20 protein-coding genes are annotated in these 23,417 nt (G+C 56.4%); 11 read left to right on the forward strand and 9 right to left on the reverse strand.

Features of this window, described 5'->3' with window-relative positions; all coding sequences use genetic code 11:
* The gene (locus BM323_RS00605; protein ID WP_008110159.1) at positions 1-435 is read right to left on the reverse strand and encodes a ribonuclease domain-containing protein; all 435 of its coding nucleotides are present in this window, start codon (positions 433-435) and stop codon (positions 1-3) included.
* An 86-nt stretch (positions 436-521) separates the two neighbouring features.
* The gene (locus BM323_RS00610; RefSeq protein ID WP_008110158.1) at positions 522-869 is read right to left on the reverse strand and encodes a helix-turn-helix domain-containing protein; all 348 of its coding nucleotides are present in this window, start codon (positions 867-869) and stop codon (positions 522-524) included.
* A 293-nt stretch (positions 870-1,162) separates the two neighbouring features.
* On the opposite strand from BM323_RS00610, the gene BM323_RS00615 reads away from it, so the two are divergent.
* Both BM323_RS00615 and oqxB read left to right on the forward strand, forming a co-directional pair.
* Entirely contained in the window at positions 1,163-2,317 is a 1,155-nt protein-coding gene (locus BM323_RS00615) for an efflux RND transporter periplasmic adaptor subunit (protein WP_008110157.1), read from the forward strand.
* An 18-nt stretch (positions 2,318-2,335) separates the two neighbouring features.
* Positions 2,336-5,488 (forward strand): multidrug efflux RND transporter permease subunit OqxB, encoded by a 3,153-nt coding sequence (gene oqxB, locus BM323_RS00620; RefSeq protein WP_008110156.1) that lies wholly within the window; start codon positions 2,336-2,338, stop codon positions 5,486-5,488.
* A 220-nt stretch (positions 5,489-5,708) separates the two neighbouring features.
* Here the strand turns inward: oqxB and BM323_RS00625 are convergent, their stop codons facing one another.
* Together BM323_RS00625 and BM323_RS00630 are read right to left on the reverse strand one after the other, a co-directional pair.
* Entirely contained in the window at positions 5,709-6,194 is a 486-nt protein-coding gene (locus BM323_RS00625; protein ID WP_008110154.1) for an RrF2 family transcriptional regulator, read from the reverse strand.
* A gap of 158 nt (positions 6,195-6,352) precedes the next feature.
* A complete protein-coding gene (locus BM323_RS00630; RefSeq protein WP_008110152.1) occupies positions 6,353-7,552 on the reverse strand; it encodes an MFS transporter in 1,200 nt (399 codons plus the stop codon).
* Positions 7,553-7,709: 157 nt separating this feature from the next.
* Here BM323_RS00630 and tus point away from each other — a divergent pair, with 157 nt between their 5' ends.
* From tus to BM323_RS00650, 4 genes are all read left to right on the forward strand, one after another.
* The gene (tus, locus tag BM323_RS00635) at positions 7,710-8,639 is read left to right on the forward strand and encodes a DNA replication terminus site-binding protein (protein WP_008110150.1); all 930 of its coding nucleotides are present in this window, start codon (positions 7,710-7,712) and stop codon (positions 8,637-8,639) included.
* Between the two features lie 94 nt (positions 8,640-8,733).
* On the forward strand, positions 8,734-9,297 hold the full coding sequence (locus BM323_RS00640) for a fasciclin domain-containing protein (RefSeq protein WP_008110148.1): 564 nt from the start codon (positions 8,734-8,736) through the stop codon (positions 9,295-9,297).
* Positions 9,298-9,340: 43 nt separating this feature from the next.
* Positions 9,341-9,895, forward strand: a complete 555-nt coding sequence (locus BM323_RS00645) for a sigma-70 family RNA polymerase sigma factor (protein ID WP_008110146.1) — start codon at positions 9,341-9,343, stop codon at positions 9,893-9,895.
* Positions 9,892-10,536 (forward strand): anti-sigma factor, encoded by a 645-nt coding sequence (locus BM323_RS00650; RefSeq protein ID WP_091003168.1) that lies wholly within the window; start codon positions 9,892-9,894, stop codon positions 10,534-10,536. Before BM323_RS00645 ends, BM323_RS00650 begins: the two co-directional genes overlap by 4 nt.
* 44 nt (positions 10,537-10,580) lie before the next feature.
* Here the strand turns inward: BM323_RS00650 and fumC are convergent, their stop codons facing one another.
* Entirely contained in the window at positions 10,581-11,978 is a 1,398-nt protein-coding gene (gene fumC / locus BM323_RS00655) for a class II fumarate hydratase (RefSeq protein ID WP_008110225.1), read from the reverse strand.
* 197 nt (positions 11,979-12,175) lie between these two features.
* On the opposite strand from fumC, the gene manA reads away from it, so the two are divergent.
* Both manA and BM323_RS00665 read left to right on the forward strand, forming a co-directional pair.
* Complete coding sequence (gene manA, locus BM323_RS00660) at positions 12,176-13,351, forward strand: mannose-6-phosphate isomerase (RefSeq protein ID WP_008110226.1); 1,176 nt, start codon at positions 12,176-12,178, stop codon at positions 13,349-13,351.
* A gap of 132 nt (positions 13,352-13,483) precedes the next feature.
* Positions 13,484-14,983 (forward strand): YdgA family protein, encoded by a 1,500-nt coding sequence (locus BM323_RS00665; protein ID WP_008110227.1) that lies wholly within the window; start codon positions 13,484-13,486, stop codon positions 14,981-14,983.
* A gap of 143 nt (positions 14,984-15,126) precedes the next feature.
* Here BM323_RS00665 and malI read toward each other — a convergent pair whose 3' ends face one another.
* A complete protein-coding gene (gene malI, locus BM323_RS00670) occupies positions 15,127-16,155 on the reverse strand; it encodes a Mal regulon transcriptional regulator MalI (protein ID WP_008110228.1) in 1,029 nt (342 codons plus the stop codon).
* A gap of 174 nt (positions 16,156-16,329) precedes the next feature.
* On the opposite strand from malI, the gene malX reads away from it, so the two are divergent.
* The 3 genes from malX (at position 16,330) to add (ending at position 20,211) form a co-directional block, all read left to right on the forward strand.
* On the forward strand, positions 16,330-17,916 hold the full coding sequence (malX, locus tag BM323_RS00675) for a maltose/glucose-specific PTS transporter subunit IIBC (protein WP_008110229.1): 1,587 nt from the start codon (positions 16,330-16,332) through the stop codon (positions 17,914-17,916).
* Positions 17,916-19,094: a MalY/PatB family protein gene (locus tag BM323_RS00680; RefSeq protein ID WP_008110231.1), complete on the forward strand. Its 1,179-nt coding sequence runs from the start codon at positions 17,916-17,918 to the stop codon at positions 19,092-19,094. The genes malX and BM323_RS00680 overlap by 1 nt, the downstream gene beginning before the upstream one ends.
* A gap of 118 nt (positions 19,095-19,212) precedes the next feature.
* Positions 19,213-20,211: an adenosine deaminase gene (add, locus tag BM323_RS00685; RefSeq protein ID WP_008110232.1), complete on the forward strand. Its 999-nt coding sequence runs from the start codon at positions 19,213-19,215 to the stop codon at positions 20,209-20,211.
* A 108-nt stretch (positions 20,212-20,319) separates the two neighbouring features.
* Here the strand turns inward: add and BM323_RS00690 are convergent, their stop codons facing one another.
* From BM323_RS00690 to araH, 3 genes are all read right to left on the reverse strand, one after another.
* Positions 20,320-21,360 (reverse strand): oxidoreductase, encoded by a 1,041-nt coding sequence (locus tag BM323_RS00690; RefSeq protein ID WP_008110233.1) that lies wholly within the window; start codon positions 21,358-21,360, stop codon positions 20,320-20,322.
* Positions 21,361-21,437: 77 nt separating this feature from the next.
* Positions 21,438-22,355 carry an arabinose operon transcriptional regulator AraC gene (gene araC, locus BM323_RS00695; RefSeq protein WP_008110234.1) on the reverse strand — a complete coding sequence of 306 codons (918 nt, stop codon included), beginning with the start codon at positions 22,353-22,355 and terminating at the stop codon, positions 21,438-21,440.
* A gap of 67 nt (positions 22,356-22,422) precedes the next feature.
* Positions 22,423-23,409 (reverse strand): L-arabinose ABC transporter permease AraH, encoded by a 987-nt coding sequence (araH, locus tag BM323_RS00700; RefSeq protein WP_008110235.1) that lies wholly within the window; start codon positions 23,407-23,409, stop codon positions 22,423-22,425.
* Positions 23,410-23,417 lie beyond the last annotated feature (8 nt).

Consider the following 23,417-nt stretch of genomic DNA (forward strand, 5'->3'; position numbering starts at 1 on the left):
TTAAGGCACCTGTTTGAAGCTGCGATAGTGATCGGTGGTGAGGAAAATCAGTCCATCGGAAGAGTAAAGCAGACGATCGGCATCGCGGTGGCCGCAATCGTAATTGACGTCCGCTTCATACCACTGCCTGCCCGCCTGTATCGGCAACCTTCTTTCGCGGTTGCTAAAGCGATCGCCACCAATCGCGCGGCCCGGCAAGACCTCACACAAGTTACCCTTGCTGGGATTCCAGCCCTGGCGACGCGCTTCATTTTTGGTGAGATAGAGGTCGGGTAATTTGTGATGCTGCTGCACCCAACGCGCCACGGTGTTGGCATCGGTGAGCTGCGAGATATCGGGGTGGCTGGCGGACCATTTATCGGACAAACGCGGTTTCAGCCCGAGCCATAGCGCGGCGAGGACCAGAATTAAGGCAATCCAGAGTTTTTTTGACATGGTGGCATCCTGAAAAACAGGACGACGATAATAACAGATTTAGGGCAGGGAAAAACGCGGGCCAGCAAAGCTGGCCCTGGCGGGGTTTACTGCATTGCGCTGGCGGATGGCGCAGCGTGACGACGCCATGCTCCAGGCGCTACGCCATACTGGCGTTTGAAGCTGCGGTTAAACGACTGCTGCGAGTCGAAACCGAGTGAAATCGCCACGTTAAGAATTGGTTCATTGCTAGTGGTCAAGCGATCCGCTGACTTCTTCAGCTTCTTCTCACGAATGTATTCACCCAGAGGCAAACCCGTGTGCTCTTTGAACATACGTTGCAGGTGCCATTTCGAATAACCGGCGCGCCCCGCTACGGTATCCAGATCCAGACGCGTTTCAATATTGTTGTCAATCCAGTCGATCAAATCGTGAATAAATGCGGTGGTCATCATCTCGTTTTCTCCGGTCGCCGTTGCGAACAGTATCAGTATCAGTTGCAATTACACTTTAAGGTTGAACGACTATGCCAGTTAATGCAAGTTTTATTATTGCATTAAATGCCGCACTGCGCGTAGGGGCTTTGATCCTCGTGCAACGCAATGATCAAAACCGCACATAAAGTGTATCAGATATTCTTGCAGATGCAGTTTGAGCAAGCCTACACTCGTGGCGTTTTAATGCAATCATAAAAGTTGCAGATTTTTCGTACGTCTCCTTTCTTTTTCACCAATGCGGAATAACAACAATGCATCTGCAAACATATAGGGTTCAATGGGCGGTAAGCCTGTCAGGAGTGATGTTGCTGGGAAGCCTGCTGGCCGGTTGCGATCGCGGGGTGGCGCAAAACGCCCCGCCGCCGCCGCCCGAAGTAAGTGTCGCGCAGGTGGTAGAGCAGAAAGTCAGCCAATGGGATAGCTTCAATGGCCGTTTCGAAGCGGTGCAGAGCGTGCAGCTGCGGCCGCGCGTTTCCGGCTATATCGATCAGGTCAATTATCGCGAAGGCGACGAGGTGAAAAAAGGTCAGGTGCTGTTCACTATTGACGATCGCACCTATCGCGCCACGCTCGAGCAGGCGCAGGCTGAACTCGCCAACGCGCGCAGCCAAGCCACGCTGGCCCGCAGTGAATCGGCGCGTACCGATAAACTGATCGGCACCAATGTGGTGTCACGCGAAGAGTGGGAACAGCGTCGCTCGGCGGCTAATCAGGCGCAGGCCAGCGTGCTGTCGGCGCAGGCGGCGGTGGATATGGCGCAGCTGAACCTCGATTTCACCCGCGTCACCGCGCCGATTGAAGGTCGCGCCAGCCGCGCGATGATCACCACTGGCAACCTGGTGACCGCCGGTGACAGCGCCAGCGTGCTGACCACGCTGGTATCGCAAGATCGCATGTACGTCTACTTCGACGTCGATGAAGCCACCTATCTGCATTATCAGGCGATGGCGCGTAAAGGCGAAAATCGCGGATCGCTGCCGGTGGAAGTGGCGTTGACCGGCGAAGAGGGTTTTCCGCATCGCGGCACCGTGGATTTCCTCGATAACCAGCTGACCGCCAGCACCGGCACCATCCGCATGCGCGCCTCGCTGGATAATCAGCAGCGTCAGTTCACGCCAGGCCTGTTTGCCCGCGTGCGCTTGCCGGGCAGCGCCGACTTCACCGCGCTGTTAATCGACGATAAAGCCGTGCTCACCGATCAGGATCGTAAGTACGTTTACGTGGTCGATGCCCAGGGTAAAGCCCAGCGCCGCGATATTCAGGCCGGTGATTTAGCCGATGGCCTGCGCATTGTGCAGCAAGGCCTGAAACCTGGCGACAAGGTGATCGTTAACGGCTTGCAGAAAGTCTTTATGCCTGGCATGCCGGTGACCGCCCAACCGGTGGCGATGCGCTCCGCTCAATAACCTTCGAGACTGCCTTTTATGGATTTCTCCCGCTTTTTTATCGACCGGCCGATCTTCGCCGCGGTGCTGTCGATTTTGATTTTTACCACCGGATTGATCGCCATTCCGCTGCTGCCGATCAGTGAATATCCCAACGTGGTGCCACCGAGCGTGCAGGTGCGCGCAGAATATCCCGGCGCCAACCCCAAAGTGATTGCAGATTCCGTGGCGACGCCGCTGGAAGAAGCCATCAACGGGGTAGAAAACATGATGTACATGAAATCCGTGGCCGGTTCCGACGGCGTGCTGGTCACCACCGTGACCTTCCGTCCAGGCACCGATCCGGATCAGGCGCAGGTTCAGGTGCAGAACCGCGTGGCGCAGGCTGAAGCGCGTCTGCCAGAAGAGGTGCGACAACTCGGCCTCACCACGCAGAAGATGTCGCCGACGCTGACGCTGGTGGTGCACATGTTCTCGCCGCACGGCAAGTACGATTCGCTCTATCTGCGTAACTACGCCACGTTGAAGGTGAAAGATGAACTGGCGCGCCTGCCGGGCGTGGGTCAGATTCAGATCTTCGGGGCCGGTGAATACGCGATGCGCGTGTGGCTCGATCCCAATAAGGTGGCGGCACGTGGTTTGACCGCGTCCGATGTGGTCAGCGCGATGCAGGAGCAGAACGTGCAGGTTTCTGCCGGTCAGCTTGGCGCAGAGCCGCTGAAGAAACAGAGCGATTTCCTGCTGTCGATCAACACCCAAGGTCGTCTGGAGAGCGAAGAGCAGTTCGGCAATATCATCCTGAAAACCGCCGACGACGGCACGCTGGTGCGCCTGCGTGACGTGGCGCGCATCGAGATGGGTTCCGGCAGCTACGCGTTGCGTTCGCAGCTGAACAACAAAGATGCGGTGGGTATTGGTATCTTCCAGGCGCCGGGCGCCAATGCTATCGACCTGTCGAATGCGGTGCGCGACAAAATGGCTGAACTGGCAACCCGCTTCCCGGACGATGTGCAGTGGGCCGCGCCGTACGATCCAACGGTGTTCGTACGTGATTCGATCCGTGCCGTGGTGCAAACGCTGTTCGAAGCGATTGTGCTGGTGGTGCTGGTGGTGATTCTGTTCCTGCAAACCTGGCGCGCGTCGATCATCCCGCTGCTGGCGGTGCCGGTTTCGGTGGTCGGTACCTTCAGCATCCTCTATCTGCTTGGCTTCTCGCTCAATACCTTGAGTTTGTTCGGGCTGGTGTTGGCGATCGGTATCGTGGTGGATGACGCCATCGTGGTGGTGGAGAACGTCGAGCGTAATATCGAACAAGGCTTGTCGCCGACGGCGGCGGCGCATCAGGCGATGCGTGAAGTGTCCGGCCCGATTATTGCCATCGCGCTGGTGCTGTGTGCGGTGTTCGTGCCGATGGCGTTCCTGTCCGGCGTGACCGGCCAGTTCTATAAGCAGTTTGCGGTGACGATTGCCATTTCAACGGTGATCTCCGCCATCAACTCGCTGACGCTGTCACCGGCGCTGGCGGCGCTGCTGCTGAAGCCGCATGATGCCGCGAAAGATATGCCGACGCGCATTATCGATCGCCTGCTCGGCTGGCTGTTCCGTCCGTTCAACCGCTTCTTCCAGCGCAGTTCGGATGGCTATGAATCGCTGGTGGGTAAAACCTTGCGGCGTCGTGGCGCGGTGTTCGGCGTGTACGTGCTGCTGCTGGCGGGTGCGGGCTTTATGTTCCATACCGTACCGGGCGGTTTTATTCCAACGCAGGATAAGCTCTATCTGATTGGCGGCGTGAAGATGCCGGAAGGTTCGTCGCTGGCGCGTACCGATGAAGTGATTCGCAAGATGAGCGAAATCGGCATGAGCACTGAAGGCGTGGCCTATTCCGTCGCCTTCCCCGGTCTGAATGCGTTGCAGTTCACCAACACGCCGAATACTGGCACGGTGTTCTTTGGCCTGAAACCGTTCAATGAGCGTAAACGCAGTGCGGCGGAGATCAATGCCGAGATCAACGCTAAGATCTCCAAAATCCAGCAAGGCTTTGGCTTCTCAATTATGCCGCCGCCGATTTTGGGTCTGGGACAAGGTTCGGGATATTCGCTGTATGTGCAGGATCGCGCAGGCTTGGGTTACGGTGCGCTGCAAACCGCCATCAACACCATGACGGGGGCGGTGTTACAGACGCCGGGTATGATGTTCCCGATCTCATCCTACCAGGCCAACGTGCCACAGCTGGATGTGCAGGTGGATCGTGATAAAGCCAAAGCGCAAGGCGTGTCGCTGACCGAACTGTTCAGCACGCTGCAAACCTATCTGGGATCGTCGTACGTTAACGATTTCAATAAGTTTGGTCGTACCTGGCGCGTAATGGCGCAGGCGGACGGCGATTTCCGCGATAGCGTACAGGATATCGGTAATCTGCGTACCCGTAACGATCGCGGCGAAATGGTGCCGATTGGCAGCATGGTCAATATCACTACCACTTACGGCCCGGATCCGGTGATTCGCTATAACGGCTATCCGGCGGCGGATCTGATTGGTGATGCCGATCCGCGCGTGCTCTCTTCGGCGCAGGCGATGCAGAAGCTGGAAGAGATGTCGACGCAGGTGCTGCCGAACGGCATGAACATTGAATGGACTGACCTGAGTTATCAGCAATCAACGCAGGGCAATACCGCGCTGATCGTCTTCCCGGTCGCCGTTTTACTGGCGTTCCTGGTGCTGGCGGCGCTGTATGAAAGCTGGACGTTGCCGCTGGCGGTAATCCTGATTGTGCCGGTAACCATGCTCTCTGCGCTGGTCGGCGTGTGGCTGACCGGTGGCGATAACAACGTGTTTGTGCAGGTTGGGCTAGTGGTGCTGATGGGGCTGGCGTGTAAGAACGCGATTCTCATCGTCGAGTTTGCGCGTGAGCTGGAGATGCAGGGCAAGAGCATTGTCGATGCGGCGCTGGAAGCCTGTCGTCTGCGTCTGCGTCCCATCGTCATGACCTCGATTGCCTTTATCGCCGGTACCATTCCGCTGATTCTTGGTGAAGGTGCGGGCGCGGAGGTGCGCGGCGTTACCGGGATTACCGTGTTCTCCGGCATGCTGGGCGTGACGCTGTTTGGTCTGTTCCTGACACCAGTGTTCTATGTGACGCTGCGTAAGCTGGTGACGCGTAAGCAGCCGCAGGCTGAAGTGCAAACGGTGTGAAGGTTTTAGGTTAAATGAACAATCCGGGCCAAGTGCCCGGATTTTTTATATTATAAATGTGCAGCCTACAGAAACCTTGTCAAACAACTGTAGGGTCGCCATTCATGGTGACCGATTAGCTAAAAATTAAGTGCAATACGCCAATGTGCATTGGATTTGATGGCTGGAGTTCGAGGCAATAAAAAGGTCGCCATGAATGGCGACCTTACGGGGTGTGGTTTTAGCGGCCTTTCTTACACAGGTCGGCGAGTTCGAGATCGGGCAGCTCTTCGCAGTTGCTGGTGTCGTTATGCTTCAGTTCGGCCAGCGCGTCCGCCACGGTGCGGGTTTCCAGCACTTTTAGCGACGCTTCTTCAGCCTCTTCAGCAATCGATTTAAAATACCAACACAGGTTGGCGCTGACCAGACAACGCGGTGCCACATCAGGGCGTGATGCCCAGAGTTTTTTATCTTCAATCACAGAAGTATAAATGTCGCGCAGCGTGATCTCGGCGGCCGGGCGCCCCAAATGAATCGAGCCGGTGCGGCCAAGCGTTGAGACGATGATGCCGTCACGCGTGAGCGGAACCATAAGTTTCCGAATGAAACTGGGGTTCGCTTCAAGACCATACGCCAATATGGCACTGGTCGAGCGTTTACCCAGTTGCTCCGCCATCGCTACGCTCAAAACCATCTGCAAAGCTGTCGGGAAGCGGTAATCAAGCATTTCAATATCCTGAGTTGCGGTTATCTTGTTGTTTTTATGCCGCGACAGTGAGTAATCAATGAGCAATAAATATAACAAACACTGTTGCTTTTTAGAAGTCAACGTCCGTGATCCAGGCACGTATTCCCCATTTAATCGGGCAGAAGCGCACAGGCTGCTTAGTTTATCACTCCCCTTTCCGACTGTGGGCTGGCCTGCGGCAACTTCTGCTGCAAAAGCACTACCAACAGCACGTTAATCAACGCCAGAACGCATAACAACCACAGCGTGGCGCTGGCTCCGAGATGCTGAAACACATAGCCGCCAGCCAGCGGCGTCAATGCCTGACCGATCAAGGCGGGACGCGCCATGCGCCCTACCACAATCGCGTAAGCCTCTGGTTTGACCATCACCAGCGGTAAAGTTCCCCGCACAATGGCACGCAACCCATTCCCGGCACCGTACAGCACCATGCTGAGCACCGCAAACTGCGGATAACACGCCAGCAGCAGCAAGCCGAGCGCCACTAATCCCACCGAGAAAAAGGTGGTCCAGATCGGGTGACCACGCTTAAAGGCGATATCCACGATGCGTGATCCTACCTGACACGGACCGAGAATCGCACTGATGGCCAGCGCCGACGCCAGCGTGTGGCCGCTGGCCTGCAGCAAGGTGATCAGCTGCACCGAAATGGCCGTCATGATCACCGATGCAAGGGTGAAAATGCTGCATAGCAGCCAAAACAGCGTTGGCGCCAGTTCGTCGCCCTGCGCGGTTGGTTTTGCTCTGGCGGCGGCGATTTTACCTTCCGGCGCGGGCAGCGCGTATAGATAGGCGGGCAATACTGAAACACATAACAATCCGGCGATAGCAAAACAGGCGCCACGCCAATCCAGCCAGTGAATCAGCAGCGCGGTGCCCGGCCACACCAAGGTGGTACAGAAGCCGGAGATCAGCGTGATGCCGGTAATCGCACCGCGCGCCTGGCCGCCGTACAGCGTACCGAGCGTGGCAAACAGCGCATCGTACAGGCCCATCGCCATTCCAATGCCGATAATCAGCCAGGCAAACAGAAACAGCGGCAGGTTATGACTCAATCCCATAATCACCAGACCGAGCGCCATCACCGCCCCGCTCGCCGCCAGCAATGCGCGGCCATAAGTGCGGGAAATCAGTCGCCCGCTCAACGGTGCCAGCAAACCGGAAATCAGCATGCCGAGCGATAGCGCGCCATACACCCATTGTTGCGACCAGCCGGTTTCCGCCACGATGGGATTCGCCATCACCGCCATAAGATAGAAGGAGCCGCCCCATGACAGGATTTGCACTAATCCAAGCGTAACGATGGCGGCGGCAGGTGGCTTTGGCTGAGGCTTCACAACAATTATCCATTAGCAGGCAAAGCATTGTTATAACACGTTCATCCCGCTGGAAAAATCCCGCCGTTGGCTGCTTAACAAAAACCTTGCGCTGCGCTGGCAGACCAGCGTCTAAGTCAGTACACTGAAAAGTATGTTGTAACTATGGAGGCCATTTATGGCTCGTTATGATTTGGTTGCCGATCTGCACGACTGCGTCAACGCGCTGGAAGCGAGTTTGGGCGCGTTGCGTCAACAGATTGAGCAGCAACCGCTGCTGATTGCGCGGGTGTTTGGCCTGCCGGAAATCGAGAAAGGCCGCGAACATGATGAAATTGAACGCATCGCAGTGACGCAGCATCTTGGCAAAACGGCGCGCGATATGGCGCTGGCGCACTATTGCCGCCTGTTTATGCAGCATCAATCGGAAAAGCTCAGCACCAAAGCCGCAGTGCGCTTGCCGGGTGCGATTTGCATTGAAGCCGATGGCGATGTGCATGAACAGATTACGCAGCAGGTTACGGAGATAAATACCCTGAAGCAGCGGCTGGAACAGCTGATTACCGTGGAGTCGGGCTTACCGAGCGAAGCGCGCTTTGAGTTTGTCCACCAGCATCTGCGCGGGTTAATTACACTCAATGCTTACCGCAGCGTGACGCTGCTTAACTCACCGGACAGTTTGCGCTTCGGCTGGGCAAATAAAAATATCATCAAAAACGTCACGCGTGATGAGGTGGTTGAACAGCTGGAGCGCAGTCTGAAGGCCAATCGCGCTCAGGCGCCGTGGACGCGCGAGCAGTGGGCGGAAAAAGTGCAGCTGGAGCTGGAAGCGATCCTCGCGTTACCGGCGGGTGCGAAACTGAAAATCAAACGTCCGGTCAAGGTGCAGCCGATTGCCCGCGTGTGGCGCGCCAGCGAAAAGAAACAGGTGCAGCTTGCCTGCCCTTCTCCGCTGCTGGTGCTGTGCCGCGATCGCACCCAGGTACCGATTTTGGGTGAGCTGCTGAACTACGATGCCGATAACGTGGCTTATCGCCACAAACCGCTGGCCGAGCCGCTGCATCTGATCATTCCGCGCCTGCATTTATGGAGCGATCGGCAGGTTTAAAAATAAATTTCAAAATCACTGCATCCAATTCATCACCTGCCCTCGTATATCAGAGTGTGAGCAACTTCTTCGCTCCCTACTACGAGGATTTATGATGAAAAAGCTAATGGGCATTGCAGTCGTATCCAGCACTTTACTGTTCACCGCAGGCGCGTTCGCCGCGATGGATAATGGCTCCGTGATGGTAGGCGGAGCCGCGATGTATCCGCAAAAAAACATCGTTGAAAACGCGCTGAACTCCAAAGATCACACCACGCTGGTTGCTGCCGTCAAAGCGGCGGGCTTGGTGGAAACCCTCGAAGGTAAAGGTCCGTTTACCGTTTTCGCGCCAACCAATGCGGCCTTCGCCAAGTTGCCAGCGGGCACCGTTGATAGCCTGGTGAAACCGGAGAACAAAGCGAAGTTGACCAGCATCCTGACTTATCATGTGGTGGCGGGCAAATACGACATGAAAGCGCTGGAGATGAAAATCAAGCAAGGTGGCGGTCATGCCGAGCTGAAAACTGTTAACGGCCAACCGTTGTGGATTATGAATAATGGCCCGCACAATATTCAGCTGAAAGATGGTCAAGGCAATGTGGCAAATATCAGCACTTATGACGTCAATCAGAAAAATGGTGTGATTGATGTGATTGATACCGTCTTAATGCCTAAGTAATTGCCTATACTCGGATTGGGCATTTTAGCCAACCGGGAAGATTATGGATAATAGGCTAACAGAACAGCTAGTGACGTTATTGCCGGCGATCGCACAGGGCGATCGCCGCGCGTTTGAACAACTCTATCGACTGACTTCGCCACATCTTTTCGCCCTCACCCTGCGCATGCTACGCCAGCAAGGCTGGGCGGAAGAGGTGCTGCACGATTGCTATCTCACTATCTGGAACCGCGCCAACGCCTACGATGCCGCCCTTAGCGCGCCGATGACATGGATGACGCACATTGTGCGCAATCGCTGCATTGACGGGCTACGCAGCGGACAAGCGCGCATGACGCTAAATACAGAAGAGTTTGACGATCTGCTGCAGATAACAGCGGAAGACGAACAGAATACCTGGCACGATCCGGCGCAAGCCGATCGCCTGCGACACTGCATTGGCCATCTGAGTAGCGAACAGCAGCAAAGCATCACGCTCGCCTATTATCAGGGGATGTCCCACAGTGATATTGCCGCCTGGCTGCAACAGCCGGTTGGCTCGGTAAAAAGCTGGATTCGCCGCGCGCTGGAGCATCTGCGGGAGTGTGTGGGCCTATGAACGAAAACTTACAACGCGATGATGCCTTAGCGGCTGAGTATGCGCTGGGTACTTTAAGCGAGCTGGCGCGTTTGCGCTTTGAGCGCCGGCTGCGCAACGAGCCCGAGCTTGCGGCTAACGTCGCACGCTGGCAAACCATGCTGGCGGGCCTTGATAATCAACTTGCACCGGTCACGCCGCCGGAAAAGGTGTGGAAGAAGATTACGTTGAGCTTACCCGAGCAACGCGCGATTAAACCCAAACGTCATTATGCCGGCTGGCTGGCGGCCGCCAGTATCGCGGCGATCGCCCTGCTCGCCTCACTGTTCCTGCAGCAGCCGACGTTAACGCCATTGACGGTACTGAACGATGCCCAGCATCAACAGCAATGGGTGGTCAGCGCGGACAGCAAGCTGGCGCAGCTGAGCCTGACGCCGTTACATCCGGTGGCCATCGCCGAAAACAACAGTTTGCAGCTGTGGCTGATTCCGCCAGGTAAAGCGCCTATTTCGCTGGGCTTACTGGATAACCAGAAGGCAACCGATGTTGCGTTGAATAGCACGATTTCTCGCTCAGGCGTGATCGCTATCAGCCTTGAACCGCGCGGCGGCTCGCCAACGGGCCAGCCAACCGGTCCGGTGCTGTATAGCGGGCAGCTGTAAACGAAAAAGGCCGTTCAAATGAACGGCCTTAGCTTGTTCAGCAACTATTGCTTCATGCTGCCAACCATCTCTTCCGGACGTACCCACTCATCGAACTGCTCTTCGGTCAGATAGCCGAGCTTCAGCGCCGAGCCTTTCAGCGTCAGGCCCTCTTTATGGGCTTTCTTGGCGATTTCAGCTGCTTTGTCGTAACCGATATGGGTATTCAGCGCGGTCACCAGCATCAGCGATTCGTTCAGCAACTGATCGATGCGCTCGCGTACCGGCTCAATACCAATCGCGCAGTGGTGATTGAAGCTGTCCATACCGTCGGAAAGCAGACGCACCGATTGCAGGAAGTTGTGGATCACCATCGGACGGAATACGTTGAGCTCAAAGTTGCCGGATGCGCCGCCAATGTTCACCGCCACGTCGTTGCCCATCACCTGGCAACACAGCATGGTCAGCGCTTCGCACTGCGTCGGATTCACTTTACCTGGCATGATCGAGCTGCCAGGTTCGTTTTCCGGGATCGCCAGTTCGCCGATGCCGCAACGCGGGCCAGAGGCCAGCCAGCGTACATCGTTGGCAATTTTCATCAACGAAGCCGCCAGACCTTTCAACGCACCGTGCGCGTGGACCAGCGCATCGCAGGTCGCCAGCGCTTCAAACTTATTCGGCGCGGTAACAAACGGCTGTTTGGTCAAATCGGCCAGCGCTTTCGCCACGCGTACCGCGTATTCCGGATGGGTATTCAGGCCGGTACCAACCGCCGTGCCGCCCAGCGCCAGCTCCGCCACGTGCGGAATACTGTTTTCGATGTGCTTGAGATTGTGCTCGAGCATCGCCACCCAGCCGGAGATCTCCTGGCCGAGCGTCAGCGGGGTCGCATCCTGCAAGTGGGTACGACCAATCTTGACGATATCTTTGAAGGCGTCGGACTTCTCACTCAGCGTCTTTTTCAACACGTGAATCTGCGGAATCAGCTGCTTCCGCACGGCGATGACCGCGGCCACGTGCATGGCGGTGGGGAACACATCATTGGAGCTTTGGCTTTTATTGACGTCGTCATTGGGGTGCACCAGACGCGACATGCCACGCTCGCCGCCTAGAATTTCACTGGCGCGGTTGGCCAGCACTTCATTCATGTTCATGTTGGTCTGGGTGCCGGAGCCGGTCTGCCAGATCGCCAGCGGGAACTCGTCGCTGTGTTTATCTGCCAGCACTTCGTCGGCGGCTTTAAGAATCGCCTGAGCGCGATCGGCAGGAAGCAAGCCGAGATCCTGGTTCACCTGCGCTGCCGCACGCTTGGTCAGCGCCAGCGCATGCACCAATGCCACAGGCATTTTCTCGGTTGAGATTTTGAAATGTTCCAGCGAACGCTGGGTTTGTGCGCCCCACAACTTATCTGCCGGTACTTCGATCGGTCCCATTGAGTCTTTTTCAATGCGATTGGCTGCCATGACTACGTCTCCTTAGCTCAGATTTTGAGGTTTCCGCTCTAAACGCCTTCCCGCGACGCCGTTGAGCGAGCAAGATTGTCACATACAAGAATTTAACATTATGCGAGCCTATCGCCTTTATTGCACTTGTTCGTGTATTTTCTATGGCACTTTCTGCTTTAATAAGCCTATTTACTTACGGTTATTAAGGGTAAACGATGCAAAAATTGAACAATTCGCTGCAAAATTACGCCTGGGGCAGCAAAACTGCGCTGACAGAACTCTATGGCATCGAAAATCCACAAGGTCTGCCGATGGCGGAACTGTGGATGGGCGCGCACCCGAAAAGCCCTTCGACCGTTGAGATCAACGGTGAAGCGCGTTCGCTGCGCGAAGTGATTGATGCCGGCAAGGTCGCCACGCTGGGAAAAGCGGTCGCTGAACGTTTCGGCGAGCTGCCATTCCTGTTTAAAGTGCTGTGCGCCGATCAGCCGCTGTCGATTCAGGTACATCCGAGCAAAGCCGCTGCCGAAGAGGGTTTTGCGCGTGAAAATGCTGCTGGCATTCCGCTCAGCGCCGCTGAACGTAACTATAAAGATGCCAACCACAAACCCGAATTAGTGTATGCGCTGACGCCATTCCAGGCGATGAACGGTTTCCGCGAGCTGCATGAAATTGTCTCGCTGCTGGAGCCGGTGGCCGGTGCGCATCCGCAAATCGCTCACTTCCTGGAAAATGCTGACGAAGCCAATCTGGCAAAACTCTTCGCCACGCTACTTTCGCTGCAGGACGAGGCCAAATCGCGCGCTATTGGCGTGTTGAAATCGGCGCTCAACGCGCGTGAAGGCGAACCGTGGCAGACGATCAAATCCATCGCCACCGATTATCCGGATGACAGCGGGCTGTTTTCACCGCTGCTGCTCAATGTGATCACCCTGCAGCCGGGCGAAGCGATGTTCCTGTTTGCCGAAACGCCGCACGCCTATCTGAAAGGCGTGGCGCTGGAAGTGATGGCGAACTCCGATAACGTGCTGCGCGCCGGTCTGACGCCGAAGTTTATCGATATCCCGGAACTGCTGGCTAACCTGAAGTTCCAGGCAAAACCCGCCGCGACGCTGCTGACGCAGCCGCAGCGCGACGGCGAAACCCTGAACTTCCCGATTCCGGTAGAAGACTTTGCCTTTGCCATTCATGGGCTTTCCGCTGAGCCGCAAGCGCTGTCACAAAACAGCGCTGCCCTGCTGTTCTGCATTGAAGGCCAGGCGGTGATTGAGAAGTCCGGTCAACAACTGGTGCTGAAACCGGGTGAATCCTGCTTTGTCGCCGCCAATGAGTCGCCGGTCAACGCGGCGGGCACCGGTCGTCTGGCGCGCGTGTTTAATACGCTCAACTGAGATCCGGCTGACGCTGCCAGCATTAACTGCTATTCTTTCAAACTATTAATTTAAAACGCCTGCGGGCGTTTTTCTTCACCCGTCGCGCACCGACCAGCGGCGTGCGGACGCAAGGATAAGGACGACACAGCGATGAAAAAGACCCAGGTTGCCGTAGGTGTAATTGTGGCGCTCGGCGTGATTTGGACTGGTGCTGCATGGTTTACCGGTAAACAACTGGAAAGCCACATGGATCAGATGTTGCAGAATGCCAACGCGCAGCTGAATGCTTACGCACCGAACAGCCGACTGACGCTGAGCTATCAGGATTATCAGCGCGGCGTGTTCAGCAGCAAAACCAAGTTGGTGGTGCAAGCCAGCTCGCAAACCAATGACAACCCGCTGTTGAAGCCTGGTCAAAGCATCGTGCTGAACGAGACTATCGATCACGGTCCTTTCCCGTTCGCCCAGTTGAAGCGCGGCAGCCTGATCCCAAGCATGGCGTCGGTGCACACCGAGCTGGAAAACACCGATGCGGTGAAGAAACTGTTTGAACTGACCAACGGCAAATCGCTGGTTAATGCTGATACCCGCGTCGGTTACAGCGGTGCGACCAATACCGATCTCAACCTGCTGGCGGTGGATTACAATAATCCGCAGACCGGCGATCGTCTGGCCACCAACGGCGGCACGCTGAACATCAGCGCCGACAGCAAAGGCGACAAAGTCAGCCTCGACGGCGACTTCTCCAGCATCGCGGTCACCAGCAAAAATCAGGTGGAACAGCCAGTGCTGTTCACGCTCAATGGCCTGAAGCTGAGCGGCGATACCCACCTCAGCCCAGAAGGCGTGCGCGTTGGCGATCAGTCGATCTCTCTGGATAAACTCGATGCCAGCATCAACGGTCAGGAAGGTTTGTCACTGGAGAAGCTGAAAACCACCTCTTCCTTCGACAATAAAGAGGGCAAGATTGGCGGGCAGCTGGACGTCAACGTTGACAAAATCACCCTGCAGAAGCAGCCATTTGGTGAAGCTAAGCTGGCGATGAAGTTTGCGCAGTTCGATGCACAGGCGGTGAAAGCCTTCTCCGATACCTACAATGCGCAGATGCAGGATCTGCTGAACCAGCCGGGCGTGGCGGAAGATCCGATTCGCTATCAGGCCAGCGTGCAAACCATCCTGCGCAATAACCTGCCAACGCTGTTGAAAGGCTCGCCAACGCTGAGCATCGCGCCGCTGAGCTGGAAAAATGACAAAGGTGAAAGCACCTTTAATCTGAACGTCGGCTTTAACGATCCGGCCACCGTGACCGGCGAAGCGCAGAGTTTGGGTGCCGCAGTGGATCGCGTGCTGAAAACCCTCGACGGCAAGCTGGCGATCAATATGCCGATGGCGACAGAAACCATGCGTCATGTCGGTTTAGCGGAAGGTTATCAGGGTGATGATGCGCAGAAGCTGGCGGATCAGCAGGTGAAAGGCTTAGCGGCGATGGGCCAGATGTTCCGCCTGACGCAGCAGCAGGATGACAACATCGTCACCAGCCTGCAATACGGCAACGGTCAGGTAACCATGAACGGCGACAAGATGACGCTGGAGCAGTTCCTGTCACGTTATATGCTGGGCGCACCGACCAGCGAAGGTATGCCAGAGTAAATCACTTAAGCAATAAATTGCCAATGTAAGCAGGTGCGCATGAATGCGCACCCTACGAAAATCCCGCCAAATCCCCGTAGGGTCGCCATTTATGGCGACCGACTCACGCTTAATTGACGAGCATAACCGCCAATTGGCCGCCCTTAAACTTCCCCGCGCATCAGCTGCGGCGGCACAATCAAGCTTTGAATCTCCGCTTCCGGCTGCGCCAGCCGCTGCAACATCCTTTCCGCCGCCCTTCTTCCTACATCACGCGCTTCGCTACTGACAAAGGTCATTGTGGGATCGTGCAACTCCCGCTGCGGGTCGTCATTAAAACCCACCAGCGCCAGTTGCTGCGTGTAGTAGCTATCCACCGCGCCTTCACCAAAGGTTCGCCCACAGCGTAACGCACCAAAATAGCAGCCGAGCGCGGTGCTGCCGTTATGCGCCAAAATCGCGGTAATGCCGGGATGTTGGCGCAACAACTGCAGCGTTAGTGCCGACACGCTTTGCTGGCGATCGTCACACTCAATAATCCAGTCAGATCGAAACGGCAAACCGTATTGCAGCAAAGTGGCGCAATAGCCGCCAATCCGCTCGGCGCGCGTCAGAGACGATCCCAAACCGCCCATCCAGGCGATGCGCTGATGGCCCTGACGAATCAGATACTCCGTCGCCATGCGCGCCGCCTGACTATTATCGGGACGCAATGAGTCAACGTTATCCAGGCTGCTGGCGCGCGAGGCACAGACTAAGGCGATGTTCTGTTCCTGCGCCTGCGGCACCAGCGTTTCCGCCTGCGCCACCGCACCGCCGAGCACAATCCCTTCCGCGCCCTGCGCCACCAGCGTGTCAAAACAGCGTTTAAGATGTTGGCCGTGCTGACCGCTTTGTGTCAGCACCAGCACTTTGCCCTGCAGCTCCAGCACTTCGCTAAGTCCTGCCGTCATCGCGGCATAAAATGGCTGGCTGAGATCGCGCACGATCAAGCCAATCACGCCGCTTTCGCCGCCGCGCAAGATTGAGGCCGAACGATTACGCACGTAGCCAAGCTGCTCAATCGCCTGATTGACACGTGTGGCCGTAGCGGGCGAAATGCGCCCTTTGCCGGATAGCACCAACGACACGGTAGAGACCGACACCCCGGCGACCAACGCCACATCATGAATAGTGGTTTTCTGCTGGGACATAGCGTTCCGTTACCAACGTCCAAATTCAAAGAGGTAAAACGTTACACTGATTGCACCAAAAATAAAGTCTGCAATTAGTCACTCTTTGTGATTATAGCCACAAAAATAAGTGGTAAAACGTTTTATCATCCTTGACCACATTGAAGCCTTTAACTTTTATTGCCAGGAGAGTCTATGTCCGCCAGTCGTCCCAAAATGTCACTTTGGGAGTTTTTCCAAAGTCTGGGCAAAACCTTTATGTTGCCCGTCGCGCTGCTTTCGTTCTGCGGTATCCTGCTCGGCATCGGCAGTTCGCTCAGCAGCCGCGATGTGCTCACGCTCATCCCCGCGCTCGATCAGCCTTTCCTGCAATATATGTTTATCTGGCTGGCGAAGATCGGTTCCTTTGCTTTTAGCTATCTGCCGGTGATGTTTGCCATTGCCATTCCGCTCGGTATGGCGCGCGAGAACAAAGGCGTGGCAGCGTTTGCCGGTTTTGTTGGCTATGCGGTGCTGAACCTGAGCATCAACTTCTGGCTCAACATCAACGGCATTCTGCCAACCACCGATGCGGCGGTGCTGAAAGCTAATAACGTACAAAATATTCTCGGCATTCAGTCCATCGACACCGGTATTCTCGGCGCGGTGATCGTGGGTATCGTGGTGTTCTGGCTGCATGAGCGTTTCCACAACATTCGCCTGCCGGATGCGCTGGCATTCTTCGGCGGCACGCGCTTTGTACCGATCGTCACCGCGATGGCGATGGGCGTGTTGGGCTTAGTGGTTCCGCATATCTGGCCATTCTTCGCCCGTGCAATTACCGGCCTCGGCTGGGTGATTAACAGCGCCGGTGAATTTGGTCCAATGATTTTTGGTACCGGCGAACGTCTACTGCTGCCGTTTGGTTTGCAGCACATTCTGGTGGCGATCATCCGCTTTACCGACGCTGGCGGCACCATGGATGTGTGCGGTAAAAGTGTCAGCGGTGCGTTAACCATCTTCCAGGCGCAATTAGCGTGTGCGGATACGCACGGCTTTGCTGAGAGCGCCACGCGCTTCCTGTCGCAGGGTAAAATGCCGGCCTTCCTCGGCGGTTTGCCGGGTGCAGCATTGGCGATGTATCACTGCGCCCGTCCGGAAAACCGTCATAAAATTAAAGGCCTGCTGATTTCCGGCGTGGTGGCTTGCGTCGTGGGCGGCACCACAGAACCGCTGGAATTCCTGTTCCTGTTCGTCGCGCCGGTGCTATATCTGATCCACGCACTGCTGACCGGTTTAGGCTTCACCGTAATGGCAATGCTGGGCGTAACTATCGGTAACACCGACGGCAACGTGATCGACTTCTTCGTCTTCGGCGTGCTACACGGTCTCTCCACCAAATGGTATTGGGTGCCGGTGATTGCTGCGGTGTGGTTCGTGTCTTATTACGTCATCTTCCGTTTTGCCATCAGTCACTTCAATATCAAAACGCCAGGTCGCGAAGTGGAAACCAACAGCGTGGAGCAGCAGGTTAATCGCGCGGCTGTCGGTAAATCCGGCTTCAACACGCCAGCGATTCTGTCGGCGCTGGGCGGCGTGGAAAACATCGCTTCACTGGATAACTGCCTGACGCGTCTGCGCATTACCGTGGTCGATATGAGCAAGGTGGATGATGCAACACTGAAAGCCAACGGCGCGATTGGCGTGGTACATGTCAATGCCACCAATCTGCAAGTGGTAATGGGCCCGCAGGTGCAGTCGGTTAAAGATGAGATGGCACACCTGATGAGCGCGACGGTGTAATGATGCAAGGTTTTGATTTCAATCAGGTGGTAGATCGCCACGGCAGTTGGTGTACGCAGTGGGATTTCGTTGCCGACCGTTTCGGCGTGGCGGACTTGCTGCCCTTCACCATCTCCGACATGGATTTCGCCACTGCGCCTTGCATCATAGAGGCGCTGCAACAGCGCCTCACGCACGGGGTGTTTGGTTACAGCCGCTGGCAGCATGACGATTTTCTTTCTGCCATTCAACACTGGATGCGCAGCCGTTTCGCTACTGAAGTCGCGGCAGAATCGCTGGTTTATGGCCCGTCAGTGATTTACATGGTGGCGCAGCTGTTGCGCCACTGGACGCAGCCGGACGATGAAGTGCTGATCCACACGCCTGCTTACGATGCGTTTTATAACACTATCAACGGCAATCAGCGTCGCGTGCTGGAGCTGCCGCTGCAGCGCCACGGAAGTGATTGGGTCTGCGACATGGCGCAGCTGGAAACTTTGTTGGCGCGTCCGCGCTGTAAAGTGATGCTGCTGTGCAGTCCGCATAATCCTACCGGCAAAGTGTGGCGCGAAGATGAGCTGCGCCAGATGGCCGCGCTATGTGCAAAGCATGGCGTGAAGGTGATTAGCGATGAAATCCATATGGATATGGTGCTGAGTGATGCGCGGCATACGCCGTGGAGCCAGGTTGCGCAGTCCGATTGGGCGCTGTTCACCTCGGCCTCCAAGAGCTTCAATATTCCGGCGCTGACCGGCGCATGGGGCATCATTCCAGATGAGCGCGATCGTCAGGCGTGGTTCCACGCGCTGAAGCAGCAGGATGGTTTATCCTCGCCGGCAGTAATGGCGCTTACCGCCACCATCGCCGCGTATCGCGATGGCGCGCCGTGGCTGGATGCGCTGCGTACCCATTTACGTGGCAATATGCAGCACATTGCAGAACGGATGAACTCGGCGTTTCCGCAGCTCAACTGGCAACCGCCCGCCGCCACTTATCTGGCGTGGATCGATCTCAATCCGCTTGGCATTGAAGAACAGGCGCTGCAACAGCGTCTGATTCAGCAACACAAAGTGGCGATCATGCCCGGTTCGACTTACGGCGCGGCGAGCCACGGTTATCTGCGTCTCAACGCCGGTTGTCCGCGCAGCAAGCTGGATGATGGGCTGGATCGTCTCATCGCCGCGTTAAAATCGTTCTGAAATGCGACGGATGCTGATTAATTCAGCATCCGTTTTCCTGTTTGCGCAAATCGCTGGCGCTGTTGCGCAAGATGTTTTTATAATCCTCTGCACTTTATGAAACTTAAGCGAGTGCGCCATGATTGATCTAAAACTCCCCCTCACCGACATTCACCGCCACCTTGATGGCAATATCCGCGCACAAACCATTCTCGATTTAGGTCGCCAGCATAATCTTGCGCTGCCTGCTGATACGCTTGATACATTGCGACCGCATGTGCAGGTCACCGCGAATGAACCGGATCTGGTGAGCTTCCTGCAGAAACTCGACTGGGGCGTGAAAGTGCTGGGCGATCTTGATGCCTGCCGTCGTATCGCACTGGAAAACGTCGAAGATGCGGCGCGCGCCGGCATTCATTATGCGGAACTGCGCTTCTCACCGGGCTATATGGCGATGACCCACAAGCTGCCGATTGCCGGCGTGGTTGAAGCGGTGATTGATGGCGTGCGCGCCGGTATCCAGCAATACGGCGTCGATGTGCGCCTGACCGGCATTATGAGCCGTACCTTTGGTGAAGAAGCTTGCCTGCGCGAGCTGGAAGGTTTGCTGGCGCATCGCGATGGCATCACCGCCGTCGATTTGGCCGGTGACGAGTTAGGCTTCCCAGGCAGCGAATTCCTCAGCCACTTTAATCGTGCGCGTGACGCTGGTTTCCGCATTACCGTTCACGCCGGTGAAGCAGCAGGCCCGGAGAGCATCTGGCAAGCGATTCGCGAGCTGGGCGCAGAGCGTATTGGTCACGGCGTGAAGGCGATTGAAGATCGTGCTCTGATGGATTTCCTTGCCGAGCAGCGTATTGGTATTGAGTCGTGCCTGACCTCGAATATTCAAACCAGCACCGTATCGTCGCTGAGCAGCCATCCGCTGAAAACCTTCCTGCAGCATGGCATTCTCGCCACCATTAACACTGACGATCCGGCGGTTCAGGGCGTTGAGTTGGCACATGAGTATGAAGTGGCGGCACCGCAAGCGGGATTGACGGCGGAAGAGATGCGTCAGGCGCAGGATAATGGCGTAACCATCGCTTTCCTGAGTGATGCCGAGAAAGCCGCGCTGCGCGCACGCGTGGCGGGATAAAATATTCCCTCTCCCGCGTGCGGGAGAGGGTTAGGGTGAGGGATAAAGCGCACGGAGTGTTTTCCCCTCACCCCGGCCCTCTCCCAAAGGGAGAGGGAGTAAAGCGGATTAACGCAACGACATAGTCTGGCGCTTCTCGGCGGACTGCAAGCCCAGCTCGATCAACTCCATAACCTGAATCGCCTCTTCTGCCTGCACCGGATTTGCACCTGTGCCCGCAATCGCATCACGAATACCTGCGTAGTACGCCGGATAGTTGCCTGGCAAGGTCAGCAGCTCTTTCTCCACCATCACATCGCCTTCCGCCAGCGTCAGCGTACCGTTGCGCATGTCGTAGCCCCAATCTTCCTGCGGCGGACGTTCACCCGCTTTCAGACGATCTTCCTGAGGATCGAGGCCGTATTTCACGTAGCTGCCGCGCGTGCCGTGCACCACAAAGCGTGCTGATTCCGCCGCCACCAGCATGCTGGCGTGCAGCACCACGCGGCGCGTTGGATAGGTCAACACGGCATGGAAGTAATCGGTGGTTTGTGCGCCTGGACGCAGCTCTGCCATATCGACATTGATGGCGACCGGCGTGCCAAACAGCTGCAGCGCTTGGTCCAGCACGTGTGGTCCAAGATCGAACCAAATGCCGCTGCCCGCGCCTTTCATTTCACGCCAGCGCTGACGCACTTCAGGGCGGAAACGGTCAAAGTGGGATTCGAAGTAACGCACTTCGCCCAACGTGCCGTCGTTCAGCAAGGATTTCAGCGTCAGGAAATCGCTGTCCCAGCGGCGGTTATGGAACACCGACAGCAGCAGACCTTTGGCTTTCGCCAGCGCATCCAGTTCACGCGCCTGTGACAACGTCACGGTAAATGGCTTATCGACCACCACGTGTTTACCGGCGTTAAGTGCGGCTTTAGCTAAGGGAAAATGGGTGTCATTCGGGGTCGGAATAACAATCAGTTGCAGTGTCGGGTCGTCCAGCAGCGCCTGTGGATCGGAAACCACCTGCACTGACGGCCAGTCAGCATGCACTTTGCTGGCATCGCTGCTCGAGATCGCCGCCAGCTCAACATCCGGCGTACCGGCGATCAAGGGTGCATGAAAGGTTTTGCTGGCAAAACCGTAGCCGATTAGGCCGACACGTAATTTATCGCTCATTCTCATTCCTCTTGTTCGTTACCAGACTGATTTAAGACGAATCGGTCTATAAGAACAAGGCGGAATCACCTGAAAACTCAGGAAATAGCACTCCGTGCGGATTGCCAGCTCTCGTGAGCCACCAAAGCGTCCTGTGCATCCTGGCTGCGGCGGCGGAAGTCGCTGGGGCTAACGCCAACGCGTTTGCGGAACACGCGCGAGAAATAGAGCTGGTCGTCGTAGCCCACTTCGCGGCCAACAGAAGCAATCGGTTCCTGAGTGGTTTGTAGCAGCAGTTTGGCGCGTATCACGCGCTGATCTTCACGCCAGCGCAGCAGATTAATACCCATTTGCTCGCGGAACAGATGCGCCAGCCGTGACGGCGACAGGCAAACGTGGCGCGCCACTTCTTCAATCTTCACTTCACCCGCCAGATGATTGGTGACGTACTGGCAAGCTTCAATCACGCGTGGATCGCGAATCTGTTGATGGCTGCGCGGGTCCTCTTCCACCGCACGCAGCAGCAGGCGCTCGAGCAGGTTCATCGCCAGCTCTTCAGCGAAGCGACGTCCGGAGTTGTGGGTTTGCTCGATGCTGGCGAACAGGCGATCAAACTCGGCACGCTGCGCTTCTGACAGACGCAAACGCCCCACGCCCTGACTTTCATCCTGCCACTGCAACCAATCAGTCCAGTAGGCGCGCGGACGGAAATAGACCCAGCGATGGAACCAGCACGGGCTATCGGGTGCGCGTCCGTAATAGTGCGGGGTTTTCGGTTGAAACAGCAGCAAATCGCCAGGCTCGCAGTCGAAGGCGGATTCACCATCAAACACGCGGCCCTGACCTTTAATGGTCAGATTAAGGATGTAGCCTTTCATGCCGTGCGGACGATCGATAAAGAAATCGAGCGCGTCATTGGCGTTAATCGGCGTCAATCCTGCCACCAGCCAGGCATTGAACGCATAGCCCGGCAATAAGGGATTCTGCTGCTCACTCGGGGGTTCACGATGGTACATAGTGGCCTCACTTATCGCGTGAAATGCGCTGAGCGCGCCCGCTATCCGGCACGCTCAGCCTTGGTTATCAGGCTGCTTTACTTTTCTGTTTGTAGCGGTCAAAAATCACCGCCGCTAACAGTATCAAACCGCGCACCACATACTGTGAGAATGGCGAGATATTCAATAAATTCATCGCATTCTCAACCGTGCCGAGAATCAGCACGCCCGCTACCACGTACGAAATTTTGCCGATGCCGCCTTTCAGCGATACGCCGCCCAGCACGCAAGCCGAAATCACAATCAGCTCGTAACCGAGCGACGTCATTGGCTGGCCGCTGGTCATGCGCGACGCCAGAATGATGCCCGCCGCCGCCGACACTAAACCCGACAAGATGAAGATGATGATGCGCGTACGCACCACCGGCACACCGGCCAGACGTGCGGCTTCTTCGTTGCCGCCAATCGCCAGCGTATTGCGACCAAAGGTAGTTTTGTTCAGCAGGAAGCCGAACAGCACCATGGTGGCAATGGTCAGCCAGATTGGCGCCGGCACGCCAAGCCAGTTGGCGTAACCGAGGGTAAAGAAGCGCTCGTCTTCGATGCCCACCGCTTTGCCGTCGGAGAAGATGTAAGCCAGGCCGCGCACAATCTGCATGGTGGCCAGCGTGGTGATCAGGGCGTTGATTTTTAGCCGCGCTATAACAAAGCCGTTAATAAAGCCGGTGGCCATGCCGAGCAGTAAACCGGCCGCGACGCCAATCCATAGACTTTCGGTCATGTTGATCACCACTGCGGTGACCACACCGGCGCAGGCGATCACCGACGCCACAGAAAGGTCAAAGTCGCCGGAGGCGAGGCAGAACAGCATGCCGCACGCCACCATGCCGGACATCGACATCGCCAGACCGAGCCCTTTCATATTAATGATGGAGCCAAAATTCGGCACGAAAATGGCACAAACGATAAACAGCAGTGCGAACACCACCAGCATGCCGAAGTTGTCCCAAATCCGCCCAAGTTGCAGCCCGTTGCGCTGCACCGGTGGCGTGTTGGAAGTGGTAGATGAAGCCATTATTGCTC

It is taken from the genome of Pantoea sp. YR525, from assembly GCF_900116775.1.
GTDB lineage: Bacteria > Pseudomonadota > Gammaproteobacteria > Enterobacterales > Enterobacteriaceae > Pantoea > Pantoea symbiotica.

Coding starts and splice junctions, on each gene's coding strand:
- BM323_RS00615 (WP_008110157.1), top strand. CDS start 1,163: ATGCATCTGCAAACATATAGGGTTCAATGGGCGGTAAGCCTGTCAGGA.
- manA (WP_008110226.1), top strand. CDS start 12,176: ATGCAAAAATTGAACAATTCGCTGCAAAATTACGCCTGGGGCAGCAAA.
- oqxB (WP_008110156.1), top strand. CDS start 2,336: ATGGATTTCTCCCGCTTTTTTATCGACCGGCCGATCTTCGCCGCGGTG.
- BM323_RS00645 (WP_008110146.1), top strand. CDS start 9,341: ATGGATAATAGGCTAACAGAACAGCTAGTGACGTTATTGCCGGCGATC.
- BM323_RS00690 (WP_008110233.1), bottom strand. CDS start 21,360: ATGAGCGATAAATTACGTGTCGGCCTAATCGGCTACGGTTTTGCCAGC.
- BM323_RS00610 (WP_008110158.1), bottom strand. CDS start 869: ATGATGACCACCGCATTTATTCACGATTTGATCGACTGGATTGACAAC.
- tus (WP_008110150.1), top strand. CDS start 7,710: ATGGCTCGTTATGATTTGGTTGCCGATCTGCACGACTGCGTCAACGCG.
- malI (WP_008110228.1), bottom strand. CDS start 16,155: ATGTCCCAGCAGAAAACCACTATTCATGATGTGGCGTTGGTCGCCGGG.
- add (WP_008110232.1), top strand. CDS start 19,213: ATGATTGATCTAAAACTCCCCCTCACCGACATTCACCGCCACCTTGAT.
- BM323_RS00650 (WP_091003168.1), top strand. CDS start 9,892: ATGAACGAAAACTTACAACGCGATGATGCCTTAGCGGCTGAGTATGCG.
- fumC (WP_008110225.1), bottom strand. CDS start 11,978: ATGGCAGCCAATCGCATTGAAAAAGACTCAATGGGACCGATCGAAGTA.
- BM323_RS00680 (WP_008110231.1), top strand. CDS start 17,916: ATGATGCAAGGTTTTGATTTCAATCAGGTGGTAGATCGCCACGGCAGT.
- malX (WP_008110229.1), top strand. CDS start 16,330: ATGTCCGCCAGTCGTCCCAAAATGTCACTTTGGGAGTTTTTCCAAAGT.
- BM323_RS00665 (WP_008110227.1), top strand. CDS start 13,484: ATGAAAAAGACCCAGGTTGCCGTAGGTGTAATTGTGGCGCTCGGCGTG.
- BM323_RS00625 (WP_008110154.1), bottom strand. CDS start 6,194: ATGCTTGATTACCGCTTCCCGACAGCTTTGCAGATGGTTTTGAGCGTA.
- araC (WP_008110234.1), bottom strand. CDS start 22,355: ATGTACCATCGTGAACCCCCGAGTGAGCAGCAGAATCCCTTATTGCCG.
- BM323_RS00640 (WP_008110148.1), top strand. CDS start 8,734: ATGAAAAAGCTAATGGGCATTGCAGTCGTATCCAGCACTTTACTGTTC.
- araH (WP_008110235.1), bottom strand. CDS start 23,409: ATGGCTTCATCTACCACTTCCAACACGCCACCGGTGCAGCGCAACGGG.
- BM323_RS00605 (WP_008110159.1), bottom strand. CDS start 435: ATGTCAAAAAAACTCTGGATTGCCTTAATTCTGGTCCTCGCCGCGCTA.